The 22,617-nt window shown below is 45.8% G+C and carries 15 protein-coding genes and 2 rRNA genes; 5 read left to right on the top strand and 12 right to left on the bottom strand.

The features are described 5' to 3' along the window. Nucleotides 1-80: 80 nt before the first annotated feature. From AC6H3C_RS09925 to AC6H3C_RS09905, 5 genes are all read right to left on the bottom strand, one after another. Complete coding sequence (locus AC6H3C_RS09925) at nt 81-1,871, bottom strand: RagB/SusD family nutrient uptake outer membrane protein (RefSeq protein WP_497520614.1); 1,791 nt, start codon at nt 1,869-1,871, stop codon at nt 81-83. Nucleotides 1,872-1,894: 23 nt separating this feature from the next. Beyond that, the gene (locus AC6H3C_RS09920; protein ID WP_497520613.1) at nt 1,895-5,236 is read right to left on the bottom strand and encodes a TonB-dependent receptor; all 3,342 of its coding nucleotides are present in this window, start codon (nt 5,234-5,236) and stop codon (nt 1,895-1,897) included. Nucleotides 5,237-5,445: 209 nt separating this feature from the next. Beyond that, nucleotides 5,446-6,486 (bottom strand): FecR family protein, encoded by a 1,041-nt coding sequence (locus tag AC6H3C_RS09915; RefSeq protein WP_497520612.1) that lies wholly within the window; start codon nt 6,484-6,486, stop codon nt 5,446-5,448. Nucleotides 6,487-6,556: 70 nt separating this feature from the next. Then, the gene (gene ggt, locus AC6H3C_RS09910; protein WP_497520611.1) at nt 6,557-8,242 is read right to left on the bottom strand and encodes a gamma-glutamyltransferase; all 1,686 of its coding nucleotides are present in this window, start codon (nt 8,240-8,242) and stop codon (nt 6,557-6,559) included. A 62-nt stretch (nt 8,243-8,304) separates the two neighbouring features. Beyond that, nucleotides 8,305-8,889 (bottom strand): RNA polymerase sigma-70 factor, encoded by a 585-nt coding sequence (locus AC6H3C_RS09905; RefSeq protein ID WP_497520610.1) that lies wholly within the window; start codon nt 8,887-8,889, stop codon nt 8,305-8,307. A 165-nt stretch (nt 8,890-9,054) separates the two neighbouring features. On the opposite strand from AC6H3C_RS09905, the gene AC6H3C_RS09900 reads away from it, so the two are divergent. The 5 genes from AC6H3C_RS09900 to AC6H3C_RS09880 all read left to right on the top strand — a co-directional run bounded on the left by AC6H3C_RS09900 (nt 9,055) and on the right by AC6H3C_RS09880 (nt 14,209). Further along, nucleotides 9,055-9,612 (top strand): RNA polymerase sigma-70 factor, encoded by a 558-nt coding sequence (locus tag AC6H3C_RS09900; protein WP_497520609.1) that lies wholly within the window; start codon nt 9,055-9,057, stop codon nt 9,610-9,612. Nucleotides 9,613-9,693: 81 nt separating this feature from the next. Continuing rightward, entirely contained in the window at nt 9,694-10,701 is a 1,008-nt protein-coding gene (locus tag AC6H3C_RS09895; RefSeq protein WP_497520608.1) for a FecR family protein, read from the top strand. A gap of 135 nt (nt 10,702-10,836) precedes the next feature. Beyond that, nucleotides 10,837-11,970, top strand: a complete 1,134-nt coding sequence (locus AC6H3C_RS09890) for a M20 family metallopeptidase (protein WP_497520607.1) — start codon at nt 10,837-10,839, stop codon at nt 11,968-11,970. Beyond that, on the top strand, nt 11,967-13,004 hold the full coding sequence (locus AC6H3C_RS09885) for an NAD-dependent epimerase/dehydratase family protein (protein WP_497520606.1): 1,038 nt from the start codon (nt 11,967-11,969) through the stop codon (nt 13,002-13,004). Before AC6H3C_RS09890 ends, AC6H3C_RS09885 begins: the two co-directional genes overlap by 4 nt. 80 nt (nt 13,005-13,084) lie before the next feature. Continuing rightward, nucleotides 13,085-14,209 (top strand): dihydrodipicolinate synthase family protein, encoded by a 1,125-nt coding sequence (locus AC6H3C_RS09880; RefSeq protein ID WP_497520605.1) that lies wholly within the window; start codon nt 13,085-13,087, stop codon nt 14,207-14,209. Between the two features lie 205 nt (nt 14,210-14,414). Here the strand turns inward: AC6H3C_RS09880 and AC6H3C_RS09875 are convergent, their stop codons facing one another. The 7 genes from AC6H3C_RS09875 to AC6H3C_RS09845 all read right to left on the bottom strand — a co-directional run bounded on the left by AC6H3C_RS09875 (nt 14,415) and on the right by AC6H3C_RS09845 (nt 22,539). Next, a complete protein-coding gene (locus AC6H3C_RS09875; RefSeq protein ID WP_497520604.1) occupies nt 14,415-16,562 on the bottom strand; it encodes a S46 family peptidase in 2,148 nt (715 codons plus the stop codon). A gap of 7 nt (nt 16,563-16,569) precedes the next feature. Continuing rightward, entirely contained in the window at nt 16,570-17,166 is a 597-nt protein-coding gene (locus AC6H3C_RS09870) for a Maf-like protein (protein WP_497520603.1), read from the bottom strand. After that, nucleotides 17,151-17,681 carry a KdsC family phosphatase gene (locus tag AC6H3C_RS09865; RefSeq protein WP_497520602.1) on the bottom strand — a complete coding sequence of 177 codons (531 nt, stop codon included), beginning with the start codon at nt 17,679-17,681 and terminating at the stop codon, nt 17,151-17,153. Before AC6H3C_RS09865 ends, AC6H3C_RS09870 begins: the two co-directional genes overlap by 16 nt. Continuing rightward, nucleotides 17,668-18,459, bottom strand: coding sequence for a Rossmann-like and DUF2520 domain-containing protein (locus AC6H3C_RS09860; RefSeq protein WP_497520601.1), 792 nt, complete (start codon nt 18,457-18,459; stop codon nt 17,668-17,670). Before AC6H3C_RS09860 ends, AC6H3C_RS09865 begins: the two co-directional genes overlap by 14 nt. 60 nt (nt 18,460-18,519) lie before the next feature. Then, entirely contained in the window at nt 18,520-19,224 is a 705-nt protein-coding gene (locus AC6H3C_RS09855; RefSeq protein WP_497520600.1) for a superoxide dismutase, read from the bottom strand. 162 nt (nt 19,225-19,386) lie between these two features. Next, nucleotides 19,387-19,497, bottom strand: a 5S ribosomal RNA gene (rrf, locus tag AC6H3C_RS09850). Between the two features lie 166 nt (nt 19,498-19,663). Continuing rightward, nucleotides 19,664-22,539 (bottom strand): 23S ribosomal RNA (locus tag AC6H3C_RS09845). Nucleotides 22,540-22,617: the final 78 nt, after the last annotated feature.

The raw sequence follows: 22,617 nt of genomic DNA, 5'->3' as shown, positions 1-22,617 counted from the left end.
TGAAGATGGAAGATTTTAAATTAGGACAGCCGGATTTCGGCTGTCCTAATTGTACAAAGAACAATAAAAACAAGATTAGATCAGCGGTTTGTCCAACCCGGGTTCTGGGGCAGCACAACATCTTTATTGGTGTCTATTACCGCTTGCGGAATCGGCCAGAGGTTGTAATTGAATGTCAGCGTTGCCTGCGTTTCGGGCCAGTAGGCATAGTTGCGTATGCGTTCCACGGCAATGGTTCCACCCATACGCAATAAGGTATTCCACCGGCATTCTTCATACACAAGCTCCCTTGCACGTTCATCAAGGATCATATTAAAATTGTCGTCCATATCGGAGGCCGACACCAGGTAACCGCACTGGGCACGCTGCCTGAGTAAGTTGATATCGGCTGCAGCTCCAACTTTATTTCCCATCCGTTGTTTCGCTTCTGCGCGAAGCAGGATCGTTTCGGGAAGACGGATAATATAGTCATCACGGAACAGGTTGCTCCTGTTCTCCCCATCGGCCAGTCCGGTATATTTATCGGTAGCAATTTTGCAGGAAACCGGATAGCAAAGACTGCGATTATTGGTATTGGTTGTTGCGTCAGCGCCGCCGTTATACATAACGTCCCAGGGAACCGGGTTTAAGTAATAGGGAGAACCGGGTACATTACCGATGAATGATCTTCGGTAAACGATATCTGAGTTCCTCAGATCATCTTGCCATTCACCCGCATAGATCAGATCGCGTGAATACATTGTTGTAATCATCTGGGCGATTCCCCGTCCGCCAACTTCCTCCAACGTTCCTGTGAGGTGGTTCTTCGCGCCGTCGCGAAAAACCGGGCCATAAGCTCGTGAATAACTTAACTTGGACTTGCCGTCTTCGGCCTTATAAGCAGCATAATCGATCTGAGCCGCCCAGATACACTCCTTATTTCCATCCTGATAATTCACACTTCCCTCCTGAAAAAGATCCCAATAGTGGTTGGTGGAAAGATTGAGAGCCCCGATTTTCTCACTTGCACTGAAAACACCATTCCTGTAAATGTTGATTGAAATGGTTGTTTCGGAAGCCCGAGCCCCAAAACGAGCGTTCATCAGCGAATAAATCCCTCCGTCGATCAGCTGGCTGGCATAACTAACCGATTGGGTATAGGCCGTCTGAGCCTCTGTTTCTTTTCCTTCGGCCTGAAGCTGAATTCCCAACGCAAGATATAATTCAGCCAGGTTATGCTGGGCTGCCCCGCGCACAATCCGTCCTCCGCTAACCGTTGTTTCCGGCAAATCATTCAGAATCGCCTCCATTTCGGTAATGGCAAACTGGTAGGTTGCCACCCGCGTAGCTCGTTCAAAATTGAATAGCGGAAACTCGACCGGCTCAGTAACAATGGGAACACCGCCAAAAAGCTCCCCCAGGTTACGATAGGCAAAGGCCCTGAAAAACCTGGCTTGAGCCAGAACATACGCCTTCTCGCTGGCCGACGACCAGGACAAGCCGGGTAATTCGGCAGCATGGATGGCAATGTTCGCTCGCGAAATAACATAGTACCATGTCGAAAAATTATCATAGAAATTCCCGTTATCGGGATTTATAACACTATAATTGCTGAAGGTATTTCCGCGTCGGATACTTGGCACATCGTACATATCAGTTCCTTTTCCCCGGAAAACATAGATCCAACCCGTTTCTGAAGGATTAACCCATAAATCACGAATATGGGAGTAAATAGAAACCACCACCTGATCGATTTGAGAAGAGGTAGTAAATGCGTTCTCTACCGTATAAAAGGTAGACGGGTCCTCCCTCAGAAATTTATCATCATCGCAGCTTATCAAGCCTGTGAGAAGTATCAAAAGCCCCAGATAAATATGTTGTATTCTTTTCATAATCGTAAGCATTAAGATTTTGGTTAAAAACTAATATTTGCACCGATTGAGTAAGTTGAAACAACCGGAAAGGTATTCTCCAGATATCTGGCTCCGGTTTCCGGATCGCCACCGTCCCAATTGGTAAACGTAGCCACATTTTTAGCCGCAAAAAATAATCGAAGTGAACTGATATTCGCCATTTTCACCCAGGGCTGATTAAATGTATATGACAGCGTGATATCCTGTATACGTACAAATCCGCGTGATTGCAAGCCAAGGTAACGCCCGTCGGCCGAATAGGTTGCCGAAGGATACGTATTACTTCTGTTTTCGGCGGTCCAGGCCGGTTTGTATGGCATATTATCATTAAATCGGTCGGTCCGGGTCAGGAAGGCAGGCGTATTCGTTTGAAGATAATGGTTGTTCCCGCCAAATATTCCGGAGACCAACATGTATAACTCGAAGTTTTTATACCGGATGCTGTTGCTCATATTCAAACGGAAATTCTCCTTGGTGTAACCGACGATAGTGCGGTCGTCAGCTGTGATTCCGGCAACGTTGTCCAGATCTCTGTATTTGGGCGAGCCGGGTGCGGCGCCGGTTAAAGCGCGATAATCCGTATCGTCTTCCTGTACAATTCCATCCTGCTGATATCCGAAGATGGCTCCAAGAGACTTGCCGATAAACAAACTGTTACCGATATCATCATCTTCTTTTCCATCGCCGTCAAGATCGTCGCCGTAAAGTTTTTTCAACCTGTTATTGTTTTTCCAGAAAGTAACCCCTGTTGTCCAGTTCAGGTCATTCTTCTGAATGTTAACCGAGCGCACCGTCAATTCAATGCCCGAATTATTCACCTGTCCCATAGACGCCAACACCGTTTTGAATCCGTTCATCACGGGAATGGTCCGGGTAAAAATCTGATCGGTCGTCTCAGAAAAGTAAACATCGAGATCTACAAATAACCGGTCTTTTAACCAGGTCGACTCAAAACCCATGTTCCACGATTCGGTACTTTCCCAGCCTAGTTCAGGATTTCCCAGGGTGCTTTGCACCAACCCATAACTGATTTTTCCGGGAGCATTAGAAAACTGATAACGATAACCACCGGTTGGTCCGTTGGCCACCTGCGATAATGTTCCGTAAGGCCCCAGTCCCTGGTTCCCGTTCTGTCCCCATGCCAGCCTCAGTTTCAGGAAGTCAAGCGGCTCAATATTTTCCATGAAATCTTCATCGGATATTTTCCATGCAAGGCCAAGCGCGGCAAAATTTCCCCATTTTTTATTGGCGCCAAATACGGATGCACCGTCCCTGCGATAAGAACCTGTCAGATAATATTTACCATCGAAAGAATAGCTGAGGCGTCCCAGATAACCGATATTGGCTTTTTCGTAACCACCAATTTGGTTCCCGTTAGCGCTGCTGTTTACATAAAGGTCTACTTTCTGAACCGTTGCTTTATGAAGCCCCCACATGCCCAATGCCGTATTACCGTTAGCCGCGAAATCAGAGCCTGTGACATAGATGATTTTATACTTCAGATAATCGCGGGTGGACACCAAGGTACCTTCCACGCTGTGTTTCCCGAATGTATTTTTGTAATTCAGAATATTATCCCACACGTAACTGTACGTGCTGTTTGTATTCAGATTTCCGTTTGCCCGTGCAAGAAGCGACTGCACCGTTGCCGGAGAATAACGGTCCACACCCGACCCTTCAGCGATGTAATAATCTTCGTAATAAAAACTTCCCGATTGATTCTGATCTGAATTAATCAGATAGTTCAATCGGTAATTAAGTCCTTTGATCCAGGGAACATCAACAGAGGCATAATTATTCAACCGGTAATTGTTCCGGACATCTTTGTTGTCGGTTGTGCCATCGTCGACCCCCCACAAAGGATTGACCAATGACTGTGTATACGGATATTTTTCCAAATTGCCCTGATCATCACGATACAATACCCCGTAAGGCGACATTTTTTGTGCGCTTTGAATGTTCGCTGCAAATCCGGAATAATCGCGCCGGGAGAAGCTTCCATCGAGACCGACCTTCAACCAACTGGTAATTTCGGTATTCACTTTCCCCAATACCGAGATTCGTTCAAAATCATCTCCAACAACAACCCCTTTATTGGTATTGTATGATGTAGAGAGGTAATAATTGATTCCTTTGCCAGCTCCGGACACGGACAACTGATAGTCCTGAATGATCCCGGTTTGTGTCACTTCGTCCTGCCAGTTTGTTTCTCTGCCAGCTTCCAGGTTTGCCAATTCGCCGGCTTTCATCCAGTCGGTAGAACCATCCGTATAGCTGTTGCGGGCGTTCACCGATTTAATCCACTCGGCTCCGCTCATCATTTTGGGGCGGTTCTGCCAGGTATGAACACCGGCAGAGGTATTAAAGGTAATCAGCGGTTTTGCCGAACTTCCACGCCTGGTTGTAATTGCAATAATCCCGTTTGCGGCCCTTGACCCGTAGGCCGCCGCCGAAACAGCGTCTTTCAGGATATCAAAGCTGGCAATATCGTTCGGATTAATGTCATTCAAGCTTCCCATATAGATCACCCCATCCAGAACAATCAGCGGGTTGTTATCTCCATTAATGGAGTTTTGACCGCGAATCAACATGCTGGGTTCACCACCGGCCGAATTTGTAGCACCAATGTTCAGTCCCGAAACATTTCCTTTCAATGATTCCAATGCATTCAGATTCGGAGCAAGGGAGATTGGCGAACCTTCCATCTTTACGGAGCTTACCGAACCGGTATACTCACCTCGTTTGGCCGTACCATAACCAATCACAATTACCTCGTCAAGAGCCATTTCATCTTCTTTCATAAAAATATTAATGGTTTGCCTACCATTGATGAGTATTTCCTGTTTCTGCATACCCACGAACGAAAAAATCAGGGCATCATCAGCCCTTGCCTGGATGGCGTAATTCCCGTCAAGATCCGTAATGGTTCCGATCGTGGTTCCTTTCACAACAATCGCCACTCCAGGCAGAGGTTCTCCTGTAGCGCTTGTCACTTTTCCCGTAACCGGCATTTGTTGCAACATACCCGCTGCTGCAGAAGTTTTAGGCGTGATAATAATCTGCCGGTCCATCACAACATATTTCACTTCCTCCCCTTTAAATAATAAATCGAGTACTTCTTCAATTCCCCGGTTTTCAACCTTCACATCAATAACCTTGTTCACATTGATCAGGTCGTTGTTGTACAGGAATAAATAGTTCGTGGTATTTTCAATCTCTCTCAGTGCATACTTAATGGTTGTTTGCTGAAGATCAAGAGAGATTTTGGCATTCTGGGAGTAAGTACCTGATGCCAGACTGCTCAGCACCGAGATGCACATCAAGAAGATGTTTAATTTAACCATAATTAATACTCTTAACCAGACGTTGCTTTTACAAACGCCCGACGCATTTACATTTTTTTTCATAACTTTGAAACGGTATAAGTTTATAACTTGTAACATTACCTGAACCAGTCATTCAGGTGAAACATCAACAGGGAAGTGTGCAACCACTTTCCTGTTCTTCGTAAAACGGTATTATATCATAGGCTTTCTATTTTTGTTATCCTTCGTTATCTGCCAAACAGGATAACTTTTGTACGTTGTTCTTCCCCGTTATCCATTTTTGGCGGCATGATAAATTCATAGTTCATTGGAGTAGATATACTCAGGTATTTAAGTACCTGATCAAGGGATTCGTGGCTGAATGTTGCGGTAAAATGATATGCCAGTAAACGACGATCGGCAACCTCAATGTCAACATTATACCAGTTCCCGAGGCGGGAAACCAATTTTTCAACAGGATCGTTGAAAAACACAATCTTTCCGTCCTTCCAGGCGGTGTAGCGGTCGAGGTCCTTTTCTTCTTTGTGGATAATCTTATTGTTTGGTATGTTGTAACTTGCCACCTCATTGGGGTTGAGGCTGACCATTTCCCTGGTTTTGCCGTTGACGGATTTCAAAAGGCTGACCTTACCTTCTTCAAGCGCCACCGTAATCTCATCTTCATTTTCATAAGCATTCACGTTGAATGAGGTGCCCAAAACCTGAACGTCTATTTGCAGCGCATGGACAATAAAGGGCTGGTTTTCATTTTTTGCAACTTCAAAAAAACCTTCGCCAACCAGGTTGACTTTCCGTTCGCCCATTCCATCGAAAGAAATCGGAAATTTTAGTTTGCTCCCGGCATTCAGCCAAACAGTGGTTCCATCGGCCAGTTGAAATTTGGTTTGTGTGCCGTAAGCCGCTTTTATTTCCTGATAAACGGTTTGTTCAGTCGTGCTGTGGCCGGGTTTCATCAGAAAGTGATAGGCTGAAGAAAGTAGCACAGAAAGCACAAGCACTGCCACAGCCTGCCTCCAATAGCTGAGTAACCGGATTTTCTTTTGGAATTGCGGGATTTGGCGTTTGGTATGACGGAGGGCCGATTCTACATCAACGGCATCCGACAGGGCCAATGTTTTTGAGTTTTCCCACAGTTTCCTGTAAGCCTCGAACGTCTTTCGGTTCTCTTCCGGACCGGTAAGCCATTCAACGATGGTTTGCTCCTCTTCCTTGTTGGTTTGCCCGGTAAAGGATTTGATCAGTAAGGTTTCAATATCTTTCTTTTCCACGTTAAAATTCTCCTGTTTTTATTCAGGACGAAACAGGTGGCAGGATACCCTACATGAAAATTGGAAATTCTTAATACCCGGCAGCCTGCCCGTCCTTCCGCGATTCAGACGCGCCGAAATACACTTTGTGCCGGCTATCGCGCATAATGGCCTGGTAACCGCCGTAACCATCTTTCGAGAATTGAACCTGATGCCCTTTACCGATCAGCTCGCAGATTGTTTGATAGCTGAACCCGCTTTCGAGAGACACCACCCCTCCGTCGGTCATCTTTTCTCCGGTAGGCTCGCTTGAACCTTCATGCCTGATCCGGGGAGCATCGCCGGCTTCCTGGAGGTTCATGCCAAAGTCGATGATATTACAAATAATCTGAACATGCCCCTGCGGTTGCATGGAACCGCCCATCACCCCGAAACTGATCAGCGGCTCGCTGTCTTTTGTGACAAAGGCCGGAATGATGGTGTGAAACGGCCGCTTGTGCGGCTCATAAACGTTCATGTGACCTTCTTCCAGGGCAAACAATTCGCCCCGGTCCTGCAAAATAAAACCCAGTTTCCCCGGGGTCATGCCCGAGCCCATGCCCCGGTAATTGCTTTGGATAAGCGAAACCATGTTCCCTTCCTGATCGGCGGTGGTGAGGTAAATGGTATTTCCCTGTTCCAGGCCGGCCGGATAACTTTTAGCTGCCCGCCCCGTGTCAATCAGCCGGGCCCGCTCTTTCCCGTAATCTTTCGAAATCAAGCGGGTTACCGGCAACCGGTTAAAATCGGGGTCGGAATAATATTTGGCCCGGTCTTCAAACGCCAGCTTTGTTGCTTCGATAAACAGATGGATGTATTCGGGTGAACCAAAACCCATCGACGAAATATCGAAGTTCTCCAAAATATTCAGCATTTCAAGTACGGCTGTTCCCTGTCCGTTGGGCGGAAGTTCCCAAACATCAAACCCACGGTAATTGGTTGATATCGGATCCACCCACTCCGATGTATGGGTTTCGAAATCTTTCATGTTTAGAAAACCGCCCTGTTCGCGGACATAGCCGACAATCTTTTCGGCAATTTCACCTTTATAAAACACATCCCTGCCTTGTTGGGCGATCAATTCCATCGTTTGTGCCAGGTAAGGATTTCTGAAAATTTCGCCTTTCGTAGGAGCTTTACCGCCCGGCATAAAGATTTCTTCAAAACCCGGAAATTGTTTGAGCATTTCGGCATTTCGCTTCCAGTAATAAGCGATCAACTCCGAAACGGGAAATCCGTTTTGCGCATAACGGATTGTTGGAGCGAGGATCTCGTTCATGGGTATTTTACCAAACTTCTTGTGCAGTTCGAACCAGCCGTCAACACAACCCGGCACCGAAACCGGCAAGGGCCCCAACGGCGGGATTTTCTGATAACCATTCTCTTTAAAATAGCTGAGCGTTAATTCAAAAGGAGACCGTCCGCTTGCATTCAAACCATAAAGTTTCCGGGTTTTTGCATCCCAAACAATGGCAAAAAGGTCGCCGCCGATACCATTTCCCGTGGGTTCTACCAAACCCAGAAGCGCGTTGGCAGCAATGGCGGCATCAATGGCATTTCCTCCCGATTTTAAAATATCGATCGCTACCTGTGTGGCCAGCGGCTGGCTGGTGCAGACCATTCCGTTTTGAGCAATCACCTCGCTGCGGGTGGCGAAGTTTAGCCCGGTAATCCGGTCCTGCGCCCAAAGGGCCGTGTGCAGGAATAACAGCATCATGATCATGAAAAAGTTTTTCATTCCTTCGGTTTTAATGGTTATCCGGAAAATGATAATGAATTCAAAAAAACGCTGACATAAATTTAATGCGTTATCCGGTACAATAAAATAATGACCGGCAAATAGTCCTTCAGCTCTATCCGGAGTATTTTTAATGAGCGGGTAATCAAGGCTTCAACTGCTTTGACCGAAATATCCATCTTTTTCGCAATTTCGGGATAGGTGAGGCTTTCGAACCGGCTGTATTCAAAAGCGATGCGGCACCGTTCGGGCAACAATGCCAAGGCTTGCGTCATCTTTTCTTCAAATTCGTGTGAAAGTAAAAGCGTATCGGAAAAACGGTCGTCAGCCTCGTCGCGGCCTTCCATGTTTTCTTCCGGTTGATGGCGCCGACGCCTGATGTGGTCGATACACCGGTTGCGCACCATAAATGACAAATAAGATGAAAGATTTTCAATCGAAGCCGACTGGTTGCGCTTTTCCCACAGTTTGATAAAACAATCCTGCACCAGGCTTTGCGCCAGGTCCAAATCATTGACCCAGGTGTTTGCCTGTGCGCAAAGGGCTTTGTAATATTTTCTGAAAATAAAATCAAAGGCCTTTTCCTGCCCGTCGTTTAAAGCAATGAGCAAAAACTGATCACTATTTTCCGGATTGTTTGCTGCCATCGTACAGCAAATATATAAGATTCCCGTGAACAAAAGTCGGATTGGCGGCGCCTGCCATCGGAGAAGCTTAACCACCATCATTACTGGTAATGAAGACGATCTAAAATAAATTCTTAATTTTAACCGATAAATTCTTAATTTTAACCGTATTCATTAAAGAATCACATGGCTACACTAATTGACTGGAAAAGAATCCGTGAAGGCGACAAATCGGTTTTCGATAAAATGTTCGATTTTTATTATCAGCCCATGTGCTCGTTTATTTTACCCTATCTTAAAAACACCCAGTTAGTTGAAGATATTGTAATCGATTGTTTTGCAAAAATCTGGGAGGAACATCAGTCACTTGACATTAAATCATCACTCCGTAACTATTTAGTCACAGTGGTTAAAAATTCGGCCATCAGCTATTTGCGTAAAAAACAGCTTCAATTATCCGATTTGAAAACCGTGCCGGATTTCGCTTCCGAGGAATCGACTGATGAAACGGATGATATAGACCTGATGACCAGGTTGTACGAAGCGATCAACAAACTGCCAGAACAAAGGAGGAAAATCCTGAAAATGGCAGCATTCGAAGATAAATCATATCACCGGATTGCCGAAGAGCTTGATATATCGATCAATACAGTAAAGACACAAATGGCCCGTTCTTATAAATTTTTAAAAGACGAATTAAACGTACCACAAAAAACAATCTATTTTCTTCTTTTCATGCAGTAAGATCTAACTTTTTTGAAAATATTCTTAAAATATTGTCACCCTATTCCCACCATTTTTCGTCAATGGTGAAAATAAGTTAACGTGAACGACGATTATAGCTATTGGGAAGATCTGGTTTCCGGACTACACGATCCGGACAACAACAATGCTGAAAAAAAAACTTTATTTGGAAGATTTGGTGAAGCGGAATCTGACCTTTACTGGGCAACAGCAGTAAAGGGCCAACTGAAAAAAGTTTTCCGGTGGGACCTGTTTGACAAGAAGGAAGCAAAACTCAGGCTCGAATACCGGCTCCGGAAACATGAATATCCAATTATACAGCTGCCGCGCAGAACGTGGGTACGCGCCGCCGTAATTCTGGTCGCTGTTTTGTCGGGGGCTTTACTCCACACGCTATTCCCCGGCTCGTTTACAGAAACCCGTTATACTGAAATTGTTGTACCTCCGGGGCAAATGACCCAGGTTGTGCTTTCCGACGGATCAAAAATCTGGTTGAATTCAGGCTCCGTATTTAAATATCCTATTGAATTTGACCAGTCGTCTCGCAAGGTTTTTATTGACGGAGAAGCATTTATGGAAGTTACTCATAACAAACGCAAACCTTTTGTGGTAAATACCGGAAAACTTTCGGTCGAGGTTTTGGGAACCTCCTTCAACATCTCGGCCTATTCAGGCGACGAGCATACCAACATCACCCTGGTCGATGGATCTGTTTTACTCCGATCAGACGACGAGAAATGGACCAGAAACATGGCGCCGGGCCAAAGTATTACCGTTGCAAACAATAACACACCTGAGATTTCAATGGTAAATACCGACTTCTATACCTCGTGGAAAGATGGTAAAATCGTATTCAGAAATGAAAAACTGGAAGAAATTGCCAAAAAGATGGAGCGATGGTACAACGTTGAGATCCGGTTTAAAGACGAGAAACTCAAAGAGCTCGAATTTTCAGGCACTTTTCTGAAATACAAACCAATCGAACAGGTTTTCAGATCGCTGAGTATTATGAACGACCGCATCGACTTTAGCTATGAAAACCGGACTGACCAAAAGAATCTGATACACATTATCAATAAAACCAACTAAAAGCTACAAGCTGGGTTTTATGATACTGATTTGTGTGGCCTTGGCCGGGGTAGCGTTTATTTCATTTTTACCTAAATCTGCATTAAGAAAAGAGGGATATTCTGAATAGAAAACAACCGGGAAAAAGAACAAAATATGATTACTGACGATGTTATTGCACTTACACAAAAACTTATTTCATTTGATACCATCAATCCCCCGGGAAACGAACAGGCAATTGCCCGTTTTACCGGTAAACTTCTGGCTGAAAACGGTTTCAATGTAAAATACGATGAGTTGGCGCCTGGCCGTTTGACCCTGATTGCGGGAAAAGGGCTTTCCGGCGATCTCCCTCCACTCGTTTTAACTGGCCATTTCGATACCGTTCCGCTGGGGGCAAGACATTGGGTTGAAGATCCCTTTTCAGGAACGATAAAAGAAGGGAAAATACACGGGCGGGGTTCAAGCGACATGAAAGGCGGGCTGGCCGCCATGATTTGTGCCGCTGTACAGGCATTTCGTGAAGCTGTTCCACCGGGGGGCATCCGGCTTATTTTTACTGCCGGCGAAGAAACCGGTTGCCATGGAGCGAAACACCTGGCCGACACCTGCTGCGATGTGGGCCGGGCAAGCGCTATTATTGTGGGCGAACCCACTTCCAACATCCCTGCCATCGGACATAAAGGAGCTTTGTACCTGAATGTTTCCGCGTCAGGGAAAACAGCCCACTCATCCATGCCCAATCTGGGCGATAACGCTATCTACAAAGTGGCAAGGGCAATCGGCCAAATCGAAAAATTCCGGTTTAATGTCGAATATGATACATTGCACGGATGGCCGACCATCAATGTCGGAATGGTTAGTGGCGGGAAAAACCTGAACTCGGTCCCCGACAGCGCTACTTTTACTATCGACATCCGCTCTACAGCAACAGTCAGTCATACTGACCTGCTGGAGCGTCTTTCACTGAAAATGGAATCCGAAGTGTCCATCGGGAAACTGGTCGACCTTTTGCCGGTCAGTACTGGCGAATCGGATCCTTTTGTACGGCTTGTTTACGATGTGTGCGGTATCGATCCTCATAAAGGGGTCGACCGGAAGTCGCTACCTTACATGACCGACGGGGCTGTGTTGCAACCATTATACGGAGGCGTACCTACGGTCATTTTGGGACCGGGTCAGCCTGAAATGGCACACCAGACCGACGAGTTTTGTTATATCGAAAAGATCAGGGACGCAGTGACTATCTATAAAAATATCATTTTAAGAATAGGAGAAACCTACCGATGACCGAATATCCTGAAACCATTGCAAACGAACAGCAACTGGAAGAACTCCTTTCGGCGCCCACGATTGAGGTTGTTGAATTATTTAAAAACCTAGAAGGGGACATCCTTTTTCTGGGTATTGCCGGGAAAATCGGCCCTTCATTAGCGCGGATGGCCAAAAGGGCCAGCGAACAGGCCGGCATTCCCCGTCGGATCATCGGGCTGTCCCGCTTCAGTAATGAAAAAGAACAAAAAGAAATCGAAAACTTTGGCATTGAAACCCTCCGGGGCAACTTACTTGACCCGGATTTCGTAAAAAGCCTTCCTAAAGTAAAGAATGTTATTTTTCTGGCAGGTATGAAATTCGGCTCCGAATCGAACCTCTCCCTCACTTGGGCCATGAACACCTACGTGCCGGCATTGGTAGCCGAACATTATAAAGACTCGGTAATTGTTGCCTTTTCAACCGGCTGCGTGTACCCGCTGGTGGATATAAACTCTGGCGGGTCGCTCGAAACCGACCGACCGGAAGCGATTGGCGAATATGCCCAGTCGTGTCTTGGCCGGGAGCGGATGTTTGAATACAGCAGTAAAAAATACGGCACTCCCGTTTCTTTGATCCGGCTGAATTATTCAGTAGAAATGCGTTATGGCGTTTTAGTCGATATTGCCCGGAAGATACAAAAAGAGGAAACTCTTGACTTGTCGATGGGTTATTTTAACGTGATCTGGCAGGGCGATATGAATGCCATGACCCTTTTGTCGCTTCAACATTGCAGCAGCCCGGCCAGAATAATTAACCTGACGGGGCCTGAAACTCTTTCTGTCAGACAGGTTGCTCTTAAATTTGGGGAACTTTTGGGTAAATCCCCAAAAATTGTCGGCCAGGAATCTTCCACAGCCCTGCTCAGCAATGCGTCATTTTCCCATTGTTTATTCGGAAAACCCAAGGTAAACGTCGATCTCATCATCCGGTGGATTGCCGGTTGGATAAGCCACGGGAACCGTTTACTGAACAAACAAACCCATTTTGAAGTAAGGGATGGAAAATATTAGCCTCCTCCATCTCCACCGAAGGAGGAAGGGTAAGAGAACAATAACCAAGCAGAATACAGTAAGAAAATAAAAAGGAAAAAATGAAAGAAAAGCTGACAAAAAGCGCCGATCAGTCCCCATCTCCGTTGGAGAGTGCTGGGGAGAGGCCTTTATCCAAAGACCTATTGGAAACCTTGCATAAAGGCATGGTCATTCCGGCGCTCCCTCTGGCATTAAACAAAAACAGGCAATTGGACGAACGCAGACAAAGAGCACTATTGCGTTATTATTTTGATGCCGGGGCAGGCGGGTTGGCCGTTGCGGTACATACCACCCAGTTTGAAATACGACTGCCTGAAATCGGGTTGTTCAAACCCATACTTGAAATAGCAAAAGAAGAACATGCCCGGTTCACAGAAAAGAATCAATGTACAAAAATACTGATCGCCGGGGCGATGGGCCCGACCCCTCAGGCAGTGCAGGAAGCCAGCCTGGCCGCCGGCCTGGGGTACAATGCCGTTTTGTTAAGCCTGGGAGCGCTCAAAGAAGCATCGAACCGAGCATTGCTCGAACACTGCAAAGCAGTAGCCGAAATCATCCCGGTAGTGGGTTTTTACCTTCAGCCGGCAGTTGGCGGAAGAAAACTCAACGTAGATTTCTGGCGTGAATTTGCCCGCATTGAAAATGTAGTGGCTATCAAAATGGCGCCTTTCAACCGCTACCAGACACTCGACGTGGTACGTGGAGTCATCGAATCGGGACGGGCAGGCGAAATTGCCCTTTACACCGGGAATGATGATAATATTGTAGCTGATTTGTTGACTGCATATAAGCTGTCAGACGAAAAAGGAACCTTGGTGACAAAACGTATTTGTGGCGGATTGCTGGGACATTGGGCTGTGTGGACAAAAAAAGCAGTTGAACTGCTTGATGACATACGTGCCCCGGCGGTAAACGAAAACATCGGTGAATTACTGGCGCGAGGAGTGCAGGTTACCGATTGTAATGCGGCCTTTTTCGATGCGGCCAACCACTTTGCAGGTTGTATTGCCGGCATCCACGAAGTACTACGCCGCCAGGGGCTGCTCGAAGGAATATGGACATTGAATAAAAAGGAGACCCTTTCGCCGGGACAAAAAGAGGAAATCGACCGGGTTTACAGGGCATACCCGCACCTGAACGACGATGAATTTATTGCCGAAAACCGCGACCGGTGGTTGAAGTAACAAATTGACAAAATTTAACCATTTCCAATTCTTTTTAAGAAATAATACATGCCTTAAATGTCCGTCGCTTTAGGAGATTCGGAGTGAGAAAGAAAAGTCCGTGCTTTTATGATTAACCTGATCTTATATACTGTATTTTGTTGCATATCATTTTTGAACAGACACTGGTATCAATGTAATTTTACGATCGAAAAGGATGAACTGTCTATTCTGCAACAATCTTCATTTCGTTGAGCAAATAGCTGGCGCCGGCAAATTTGTCAATTAAAAAGAGAACATAACGGATGTCAATCATGATATTCCGGCAAACATCCGGATCGTACATGATATCGCTCATGGTTCCTTCCCAGCAACGGTCAAAATTAATCCCAACCAACTCACCATTCGCGTTAATTGCCGGGCTTCCTGAATTTCCACCCGTGGTGTGGACAGAAGCGGCAAAAGCAACCGGCAACTCCCCTTCACTGACATAATCGCCGTAATTTTTAGTGGCATATAATTCGCGTAGCCGCTGCGGGACATTGTAATCGTATATAAGCGGATTGTCTTTCTCCACAATACCTTTCAAGGTAGTATAATGCTTATATACAACCCCATCGGCTGGCTTATATCCTTCCACTTTACCGTAAGCCACACGCAAAGTCAGGTTGGCATCCGGATAAAGCGCCCGTTCTTTTTGCATTTCCATGATCCCTCTCATGTAAACTTGCTGCAACGCGTCAATTTCACTGCGGATGCTTTGGTAAACCAATTCTACATTCCGGGCATAATAACTGCGAAGTTCTTTATATAAGGCCATCACCGGATCTTTTTGCAATTTTCCGATCGTCTTTTCATCGAGTTGTTCTACCAAATCGAGTAATTTTTTTTCATCGGTAAAAACAGATTTCCGGTAAACTTTATCCAGCAGTTTTTCATCATCGTGTAAACTTATCAGTTCGCGAAAACCAGTTGGCAGGAAGGATGGATCCAGATCGGATTGCAATACCCGCATCAAACGAACAAATACTTCCTCGTCGACTTTTTGGTCGTAATCTTTAAAATACTCGCGGATCCGGTTATTCAGCTCCTCCTTGTATTTCCGAAGCAGATCTTCGTTGATTAAAGACCACCCGCTCCCGTTTCGGGGAAAATTATCCGCCAATGAAAAAATATCGGTTCCCCGGAATACAATTTCATCATAATAATTATGCGCCTTGTTGTACGGAGTCAGTTCGATATGAAGTTTTTCAAACTGAGGTAAAATTCCGGAATAACTATTTTTAAGAGTATCGTTTTGTTCGTACCAGTTCTCAAATTGCTGCTCAAAAGATCGTTTAAGTTCGAGCGCATTCATCCGTTTCAGTCCTTTTATTTCGCCCTGCCATCTTTTCCACGAATTACTGGTCCGCGCGTATTTCGATGCATATTGAATGCGTACTTTGGGATCTGCATCCATGTGTCTGGCCATTATTTCCAGCTTCTCTGTCCGTATTTTCACTTTATCCGGGTTGGACTGGTGCATCACCAGATCAATCGCTTGTGACGGAAGATACTGCTCTGTGCTTCCGGGAAAACCAAAAATCAGAATAAAATCGTCTTGCCCGATTCCTTTTTTTGAAATCGGGAAAAAAGACTTCGGACGATAGGGAATATTATCCGTTGAATATTCAGCAGGCTCATTATTTTGGTCGGCATAAATCCGGAAAATTGAAAAATCGCCTGTATGACGGGGCCACATCCAGTTGTCGGTATCCCCTCCAAATTTTCCGATGGATGAGGGGGGAGCGCCTACCAAACGAACATCCCTGTACACTTTATAGACGTAAACAAAGTATTGGTTGCCATGAAAAATCGGTTTAATAACTGCATCGAACTTTCCTTTTTCAGAGAAAAATGATTCGACCGATCTTGTATTTTTTGCAATTTTCGTCTTCAGCTGATCAGCTTCCAGGCCTTCAGTTCCTGCCAGAATTGAGTCGGTCACATCGTCCATCCGCTCCAAAAAACGGACAATTAAACCCGGATTTGGCAACTCTTCTTCCTTCGACATGGCCCAAAAACCGTCAGTTAGATAGTCATGCTCAACCGAGCTGTGCGACTGAATAGCCGAATAACCGCAATGATGGTTGGTAAGCAACAATCCTTCTTCCGAAACCAGTTCGCCGGTACATCCGGAACCAAACAAAACAACGGCATCCTTCATGCTGTTCCGGTTTATGCTGTAGATATCTTCGGCAGTCAAGCTGAATCCCATCTGCTGCATGTCTTCGATATTAAATTTTTCCATTAAGGTTGGTATCCACATGCCTTCTTTTGCAGACAACTGGCAAATGAGCAGGGTAAAGGCTAAACTGAGCAGTATTTTATGCATGAAATAACTAAAATTCTTTCAAATATTGGTAAAGTTTATGGACCGGCAAGCCCATGACATTGTAAAATGAACCTTCAATTTTATTAATCCCGACATAACCGATCCATTCCTGTATTCCGTAGGCGCCGGCCTTGTCGTATGGTTTATACTGGTCAACATACCATAAAATTTCTTCGTCGGTCAATTCATCAAACCAAACTTCGGTTACGGCATGAAATGAGATTTTTTTTGTTGTGGTTTGCAGGTGCATACCGGTAATCACCTGGTGTTGACTTCCCGATAATTCTTTCAGGATTCGGATGGCTTCTTCTTTTGACCCGGGTTTTCCAAGCACTTTATCATCCTTCCAAACAATGGTATCAGCTGTGATTAACAGTTCATTGTCCTGCAAAGTGTCCTTCAGTGCATCAGCTTTTAACTGGGCCAGGTAAACCGGAATGGCAGTCATTCCAAGTTCATCCGGATAAAACTCTTCCAGATCGGCAGGACGAACGTCAAATTCGAGTCCCAAGCCACGCAACAAACTTTGTCGGCGGGGAGACTTTGACGCTAAAACAAGTCTGTAATTTTCCAGATTTTTCAGTACCATCAAATTGACCTCCAATAATACGATTTTTCATTTATCCAGGTATCCTGGGCCCTCATTACTTGTTCAATCACATCCCTGACACAGCCTTCTCCCCCTTTTTTATCTGAAATATACAAAGAAATTTCTTTTATTTCATGAACGGCATCCAACGGACAACAGGGAAAACCTACCAGCGACATAATCTGATAGTCGATCAGATCATCACCCATATAGAGTACTTCGTTGGCTTTCAAACCGGTTTTTTCCATGAAATCATACAATGGTTGCACCTTATCTCTCACCCCCATGTAGATGTGGGGCACGCCAAGCTTTTCATAGCGCAAACGCACCCGGTCAATGGCCCCGCCTGTAATAATTCCGATTTGATAATCCATATTCAGCGCATTTCGGAGGGCATACCCATCTTTCACATTCGCCGTTCGAACCGGATCTCCGTCTTCATTTAACGGAGAGGTATCGCTTGACAAAACGCCGTCGATATCGAAAACAAATGCCTTAATGTGCTTTAGCTTATCTTTAAAAAATGTCATCGCAGTTCTTTTTATGGGCCAGGAAAATACTCTCGGATACAAAATTATAGATTTTCCTGAGTTCGGGCTGGTTGTCGAGTAAATTTAAATGCTTGTTAATGATTGTTTCATCAAAGCGTTTGGCCGGACCGGTTTGCATGTCAAAAGGACTAAAGTTCATAACTTTGTTTGCCGTTTCTTTAATCAGAGGCTTTAACAAATCAAAATCCAAACCATGTTGTCCGAGTAAGCGATCTCCCAAATAATAAAAATGATTTACAAAGTTACAGGTGAACACGGCAGCCAAATGCAAAATTTTGCGTTGTTCGGAGTTGATTTCGCGAATATCTCCGGAAATTTGGCCTGCTAATTGGTTTAAACGGTTTAACAGCTCGGGGGAGTTGGCTTCCAGACAAACCGGAATCTGCGAAAAATCGACATCGCGCTGTTTCGAGAATGTTTGCAGCGGATAAAACACACCAAAACGCTCAGTAAACTTTGCCAACACATCCATTGGTATACTTCCGGCTGTATGTACTATAAAAGAATTTCGCCAATCGCGTTTGGCAAGTACTTCTTCAAAAGCATCATCTTTTAACGAGACGAGAATTAAATCAGCCGACAAATCGATTTTGTCGATGCTGTTTGTGAATCCACAATTCAACAAGCTTGCAAGATTTCTGGCAGATTCCTCTGTCCGGCTGTAAACCTGAACAATTTCAACACCTGCTTTATGTACGGATTTTCCTAATTGTGTAGCCAGGTTTCCGGCTCCGACCAAGGTGATTTTTTGTATCATTTCGCAAAATTTCGAAGACTTAAAGTAACAAAAAAACCGGCTAAAAACCGGCTTGAATTGCTACACATTTTGATATCTTCTGTTCACCTCTTCCCAATTCACCACATGCCAGAAATTATCAACGTATTCGGCCCTGCGGTTTTGATAATGCAAATAATAGGCGTGCTCCCATACATCCAAGGCTAACAATGGTCTACCTTTTTTTGCGGCATTGTTCATGAGTGGGTTATCCTGATTGGCTGAAGTGGTGACAAACAGCTTTCCGGTTTCATCAATGGCCAGCCAGGCCCAGCCACTGCCAAAATGTGTTTTGGCTGCCTTCCCAAACTCTCCCTTAAACCCATCAACTGAGCCAAAATTGTCAGAAATTGCCTTCCCTAACTCATCCGGGATCTCTCCGGCCTCATTGGTCATATTTTCCCAAAACAATTTATGGTTGTAAAAGCCTCCTCCGTTGTTGCGAATTACCGCGTCGTAATCGGTTATTTTTGCAAAAATCTGCTCCAGGGGTGTTTCCTGAAGGTCAGTCCCTTCAATGGCTTTCGTAAAGTTATTAAAATACCCGCGGTGATGCTTATCGTAATGCAATTCCATGGTCTCGGCATCGATGTATGGCTCCAATGCATTATAAGCATAGGGTAAATCGGTAAAGGTATGTCCTTCAAACTTTTTACTTTCGGTGCTGCATGCCGCCAGCGCCGATCCGAGAATAGGTGTGGCAACCGCAGCTGTTCCAACCAGCTGTATAAAATTTCGTCTCTCCATTTCTAAATGTTTTTATGTTCTTCAAGATTAACAAGATAAACCCTTAAAAGTTTTAGAAAATTTGATCTCAAATTGTTTTGGGGGATATGGAATATATGTTTTTGGACAGCCGTCATTTGTCAAAAAAAAACCCTGTGCTCTGGAGAACACAGGGTTTGGAAAGGATGGCGACGACCTACTCTCCCACATAAATGCAGTACCATCGGCGCTGGCGGGCTTAACTTCTCTGTTCGGAATGGGAAGAGGTGGAACCCCGCCGCTGTAATCACCTAAATCTTTTTTGCTTTTCCCCTTACCGGGGATACACAACACTTAAATATTATTCACGCTTCGTTGACTGCAACCTGTTGATTGCAACCTGTTCAGGCAGTTGCCGGATGAAGCTTAATATTTTAAACATACCGGGAAAAATGTGAAGTAACCTTTGACCTTAAAAACCCAGGGAAAGTCTTCGGGTAATTAGTACTGCTCGGCTATGACGTTACCGCCTTTACACCTGCAGCCTATCAACGTAGTCGTCTGCTACGACCCTTAAAGGAAATCTCATCTTGAGGGAGGCTTCGCGCTTAGATGCTTTCAGCGCTTATCCCTTCCATACATAGCTACTCAGCAATGCAACTGGCGTCACAACTGATACACTAGAGGTATGTCCACCGCGGTCCTCTCGTACTGGCAGCAGGTCCTCTCAAATTTCCAACGCCCACAACAGATAGGGACCGAACTGTCTCACGACGTTCTGAACCCAGCTCGCGTGCCACTTTAATGGGCGAACAGCCCAACCCTTGGGACCTTCTCCAGCCCCAGGATGTGACGAGCCGACATCGAGGTGCCAAACCGCTCCGTCGATATGAGCTCTTGGGAGCGATCAGCCTGTTATCCCCGGAGTACCTTTTATCCTTTGAGCGATGGCCCTTCCATGCGGAACCACCGGATCACTATGCCCTAGTTTCCTACCTGATCGACTTGTCGGTCTCACAGTCAAGCGCCCTTATACCATTACACTCTCCTGACGGTTACCAATCGTCATGAGGGCACCTTTGGGAGCCTCCGTTACTCTTTTGGAGGCGACCACCCCAGTCAAACTACCCACCACACACTGTCCCCCCGTAAGGGGGTTAGGTCCCGAGTAAGCAAAGGGACGTATTTCAAGGATGGCTCCACGAATCCTGGCGAACCCGCTTCATTGCCTCCGTCCTATCCTACACATCACTTACCCAGAATCAATGTGAAGTTGCAGTAAAGGTTCACGGGGTCTTTCCGTCCCGTTGCGGGTAATCGGCATCTTCACCGATACTACAATTTCACCGAGCTCATGGCTGAGACAGTGCCCACATCGTTACACCATTCGTGCAGGTCGGAACTTACCCGACAAGGAATTTCGCTACCTTAGGACCGTTATAGTTACGGCCGCCGTTTACCGGGGCTTCATTTCAATGCTTCTCTTGCGATAACATCCCCACTTAACCTTCCGGCACCGGGCAGGTGTCAGGCCTTATACATCATCTTTCGATTTAGCAAAGCCATGTGTTTTTGATAAACAGTCGCATGGGCCTTTTTACTGCGGCCCGCCTTGCAGCGGGCGACCCTTCTCCCGAAGTTACGGGTCGATTTTGCCTAGTTCCTTAGCCATGGATCACTCGAGCGCCTCAGGATTCTCTCCTTGACTACCTGTGTCGGTTTGCGGTACGGGTTCTTTATACCTGATGCTTAGAGGATTTTCTCGGAAGCCCTTACGGTCACTATCCGCTTGCCCGAAGGCTCACGGTACTGTCAGGTTTCAGCTCAAAGGGCGGATTTGCCTGCCCTTATCATCACCTAAACCCTTTAACCAACTATTCCGTCAGTTGGCGGACCTGTCATCACTTCGTCTCCCCATCGCAGTATAAAAAAGTATCGGAATATTAACCGATTATCCATCGAATGCGCCTCTCGGCTCCTCCTTAGGCCCCGACTAACCCTGATCCGATTAACGTTGATCAGGAAACCTTAGTCTATCGGCGAGGGGGTTTCCCGCCCCCTTTGTCGTTACTTATGCCTACATTTGCTTTTCCAGACGCTCCAGCATAGCTCACGCTACACCTTCTACGCTGACTGGAATGCTCCCCTACCATAAATCCATAGCTTCGGTGGTATGTTTGATGCCCGATTATTATCCACGCCCGATCGCTCGACTAGTGAGCTGTTACGCACTCTTTAAATGAATGGCTGCTTCCAAGCCAACATCCTAGCTGTCTAAGCAATCAGACTTCGTTAAACCAACTTAACATACACTTGGGGACCTTAGCTGATGGTCTGGGTTCTTTCCCTCTCGGACACGGACCTTAGCACCCATGCCCTCACTGCCGTAAAGCATCTTATAGCATTCGGAGTTTGTCTGAATTTGATAGGCGGTGAAGCCCTCGCATCCAATCAGTAGCTCTACCTCTATAAGACTCAGTTACGACGCTGCACCTAAATGCATTTCGGGGAGTACGAGCTATTTCCCAGTTTGATTGGCCTTTCACCCCTACCCACAGCTCATCCAAGAGCTTTTCAACGCTCCCTGGTTCGGTCCTCCAGTCCGTGTTACCGGACCTTCAACCTGGCCATGGGTAGATCACAAAGGTTTCGCGTCTAGCGCCACTGACTTAAGCGCCCTGTTCAGACTCGCTTTCGCTTCGGATCCGTGTCTGAAACACTTATCCTTGCCAGTGACGACTAACTCGTAGGCTCATTATGCAAAAGGCACGCTGTCATCCGGCAGTTGCCGGACTCCAACCGCTTGTAAGCGTACGGTTTCAGGTACTATTTCACTCCCCTGTTCGGGGTGCTTTTCACCTTTCCCTCACGGTACTTGTTCACTATCGGTCTCTCAGTAGTATTTAGCCTTACCGGATGGTCCCGGCAGATTCAGACAGGATTCCTCGTGTCCCGCCCTACTCAGGATACCACTATCATATCAACACTTTACGTGTACAGGACTTTCACCTCCTTTGGTTATTCTTTCCAAAATATTCCACTTCCGTGTTAATACAAATCCCGTGGTCCTACAACCCCAACTTTGCCGAAACAAAGCTGGTTTAGGCTGTTCCCCGTTCGCTCGCCACTACTTAGGGAATCACTTTTGTTTTCTTTTCCTCCAGGTACTTAGATGTTTCAGTTCCCTGGGTTAGCTTCCAATATAATTGGATTTCCGGTTACCCGGAAGGGTTATCCCATTCGGAAACCTGCGGATCAATTCGTATTTGCCAATCCCCGCAGTTTATCGCAGCTTATCACGTCCTTCTTCGCCTCTGAGAGCCAAGGCATCCCCCGTACGCCCTTATTAACTTTCTCCTTTATTTTTTAATCTTTAAGGTCGAATGTACTTCACATTCTCTTTTTCCCAATATGTCAAAGAACTTTAAAATAAGT

It is taken from the genome of Gaoshiqia sp. US2 (genome assembly GCF_059705485.1).
Note: the sequence above shows the minus strand (reverse complement) of the source record. Positions and strands in the feature narration are given on the sequence as shown.

What these genes read in the sequence shown, in the direction of transcription:
- AC6H3C_RS09900 (WP_497520609.1), top strand. Translation starts at nt 9,055, where the DNA reads ATGGCTACACTAATTGACTGGAAAAGAATCCGTGAAGGCGACAAATCG.
- AC6H3C_RS09890 (WP_497520607.1), top strand. Translation starts at nt 10,837, where the DNA reads ATGATTACTGACGATGTTATTGCACTTACACAAAAACTTATTTCATTT.
- AC6H3C_RS09855 (WP_497520600.1), bottom strand. Translation starts at nt 19,224, where the DNA reads ATGGAGAGACGAAATTTTATACAGCTGGTTGGAACAGCTGCGGTTGCC.
- AC6H3C_RS09925 (WP_497520614.1), bottom strand. Translation starts at nt 1,871, where the DNA reads ATGAAAAGAATACAACATATTTATCTGGGGCTTTTGATACTTCTCACA.
- AC6H3C_RS09860 (WP_497520601.1), bottom strand. Translation starts at nt 18,459, where the DNA reads ATGATACAAAAAATCACCTTGGTCGGAGCCGGAAACCTGGCTACACAA.
- AC6H3C_RS09885 (WP_497520606.1), top strand. Translation starts at nt 11,967, where the DNA reads ATGACCGAATATCCTGAAACCATTGCAAACGAACAGCAACTGGAAGAA.
- AC6H3C_RS09880 (WP_497520605.1), top strand. Translation starts at nt 13,085, where the DNA reads ATGAAAGAAAAGCTGACAAAAAGCGCCGATCAGTCCCCATCTCCGTTG.
- AC6H3C_RS09865 (WP_497520602.1), bottom strand. Translation starts at nt 17,681, where the DNA reads ATGACATTTTTTAAAGATAAGCTAAAGCACATTAAGGCATTTGTTTTC.
- ggt (WP_497520611.1), bottom strand. Translation starts at nt 8,242, where the DNA reads ATGAAAAACTTTTTCATGATCATGATGCTGTTATTCCTGCACACGGCC.
- AC6H3C_RS09905 (WP_497520610.1), bottom strand. Translation starts at nt 8,889, where the DNA reads ATGGCAGCAAACAATCCGGAAAATAGTGATCAGTTTTTGCTCATTGCT.
- AC6H3C_RS09920 (WP_497520613.1), bottom strand. Translation starts at nt 5,236, where the DNA reads ATGGTTAAATTAAACATCTTCTTGATGTGCATCTCGGTGCTGAGCAGT.
- AC6H3C_RS09875 (WP_497520604.1), bottom strand. Translation starts at nt 16,562, where the DNA reads ATGCATAAAATACTGCTCAGTTTAGCCTTTACCCTGCTCATTTGCCAG.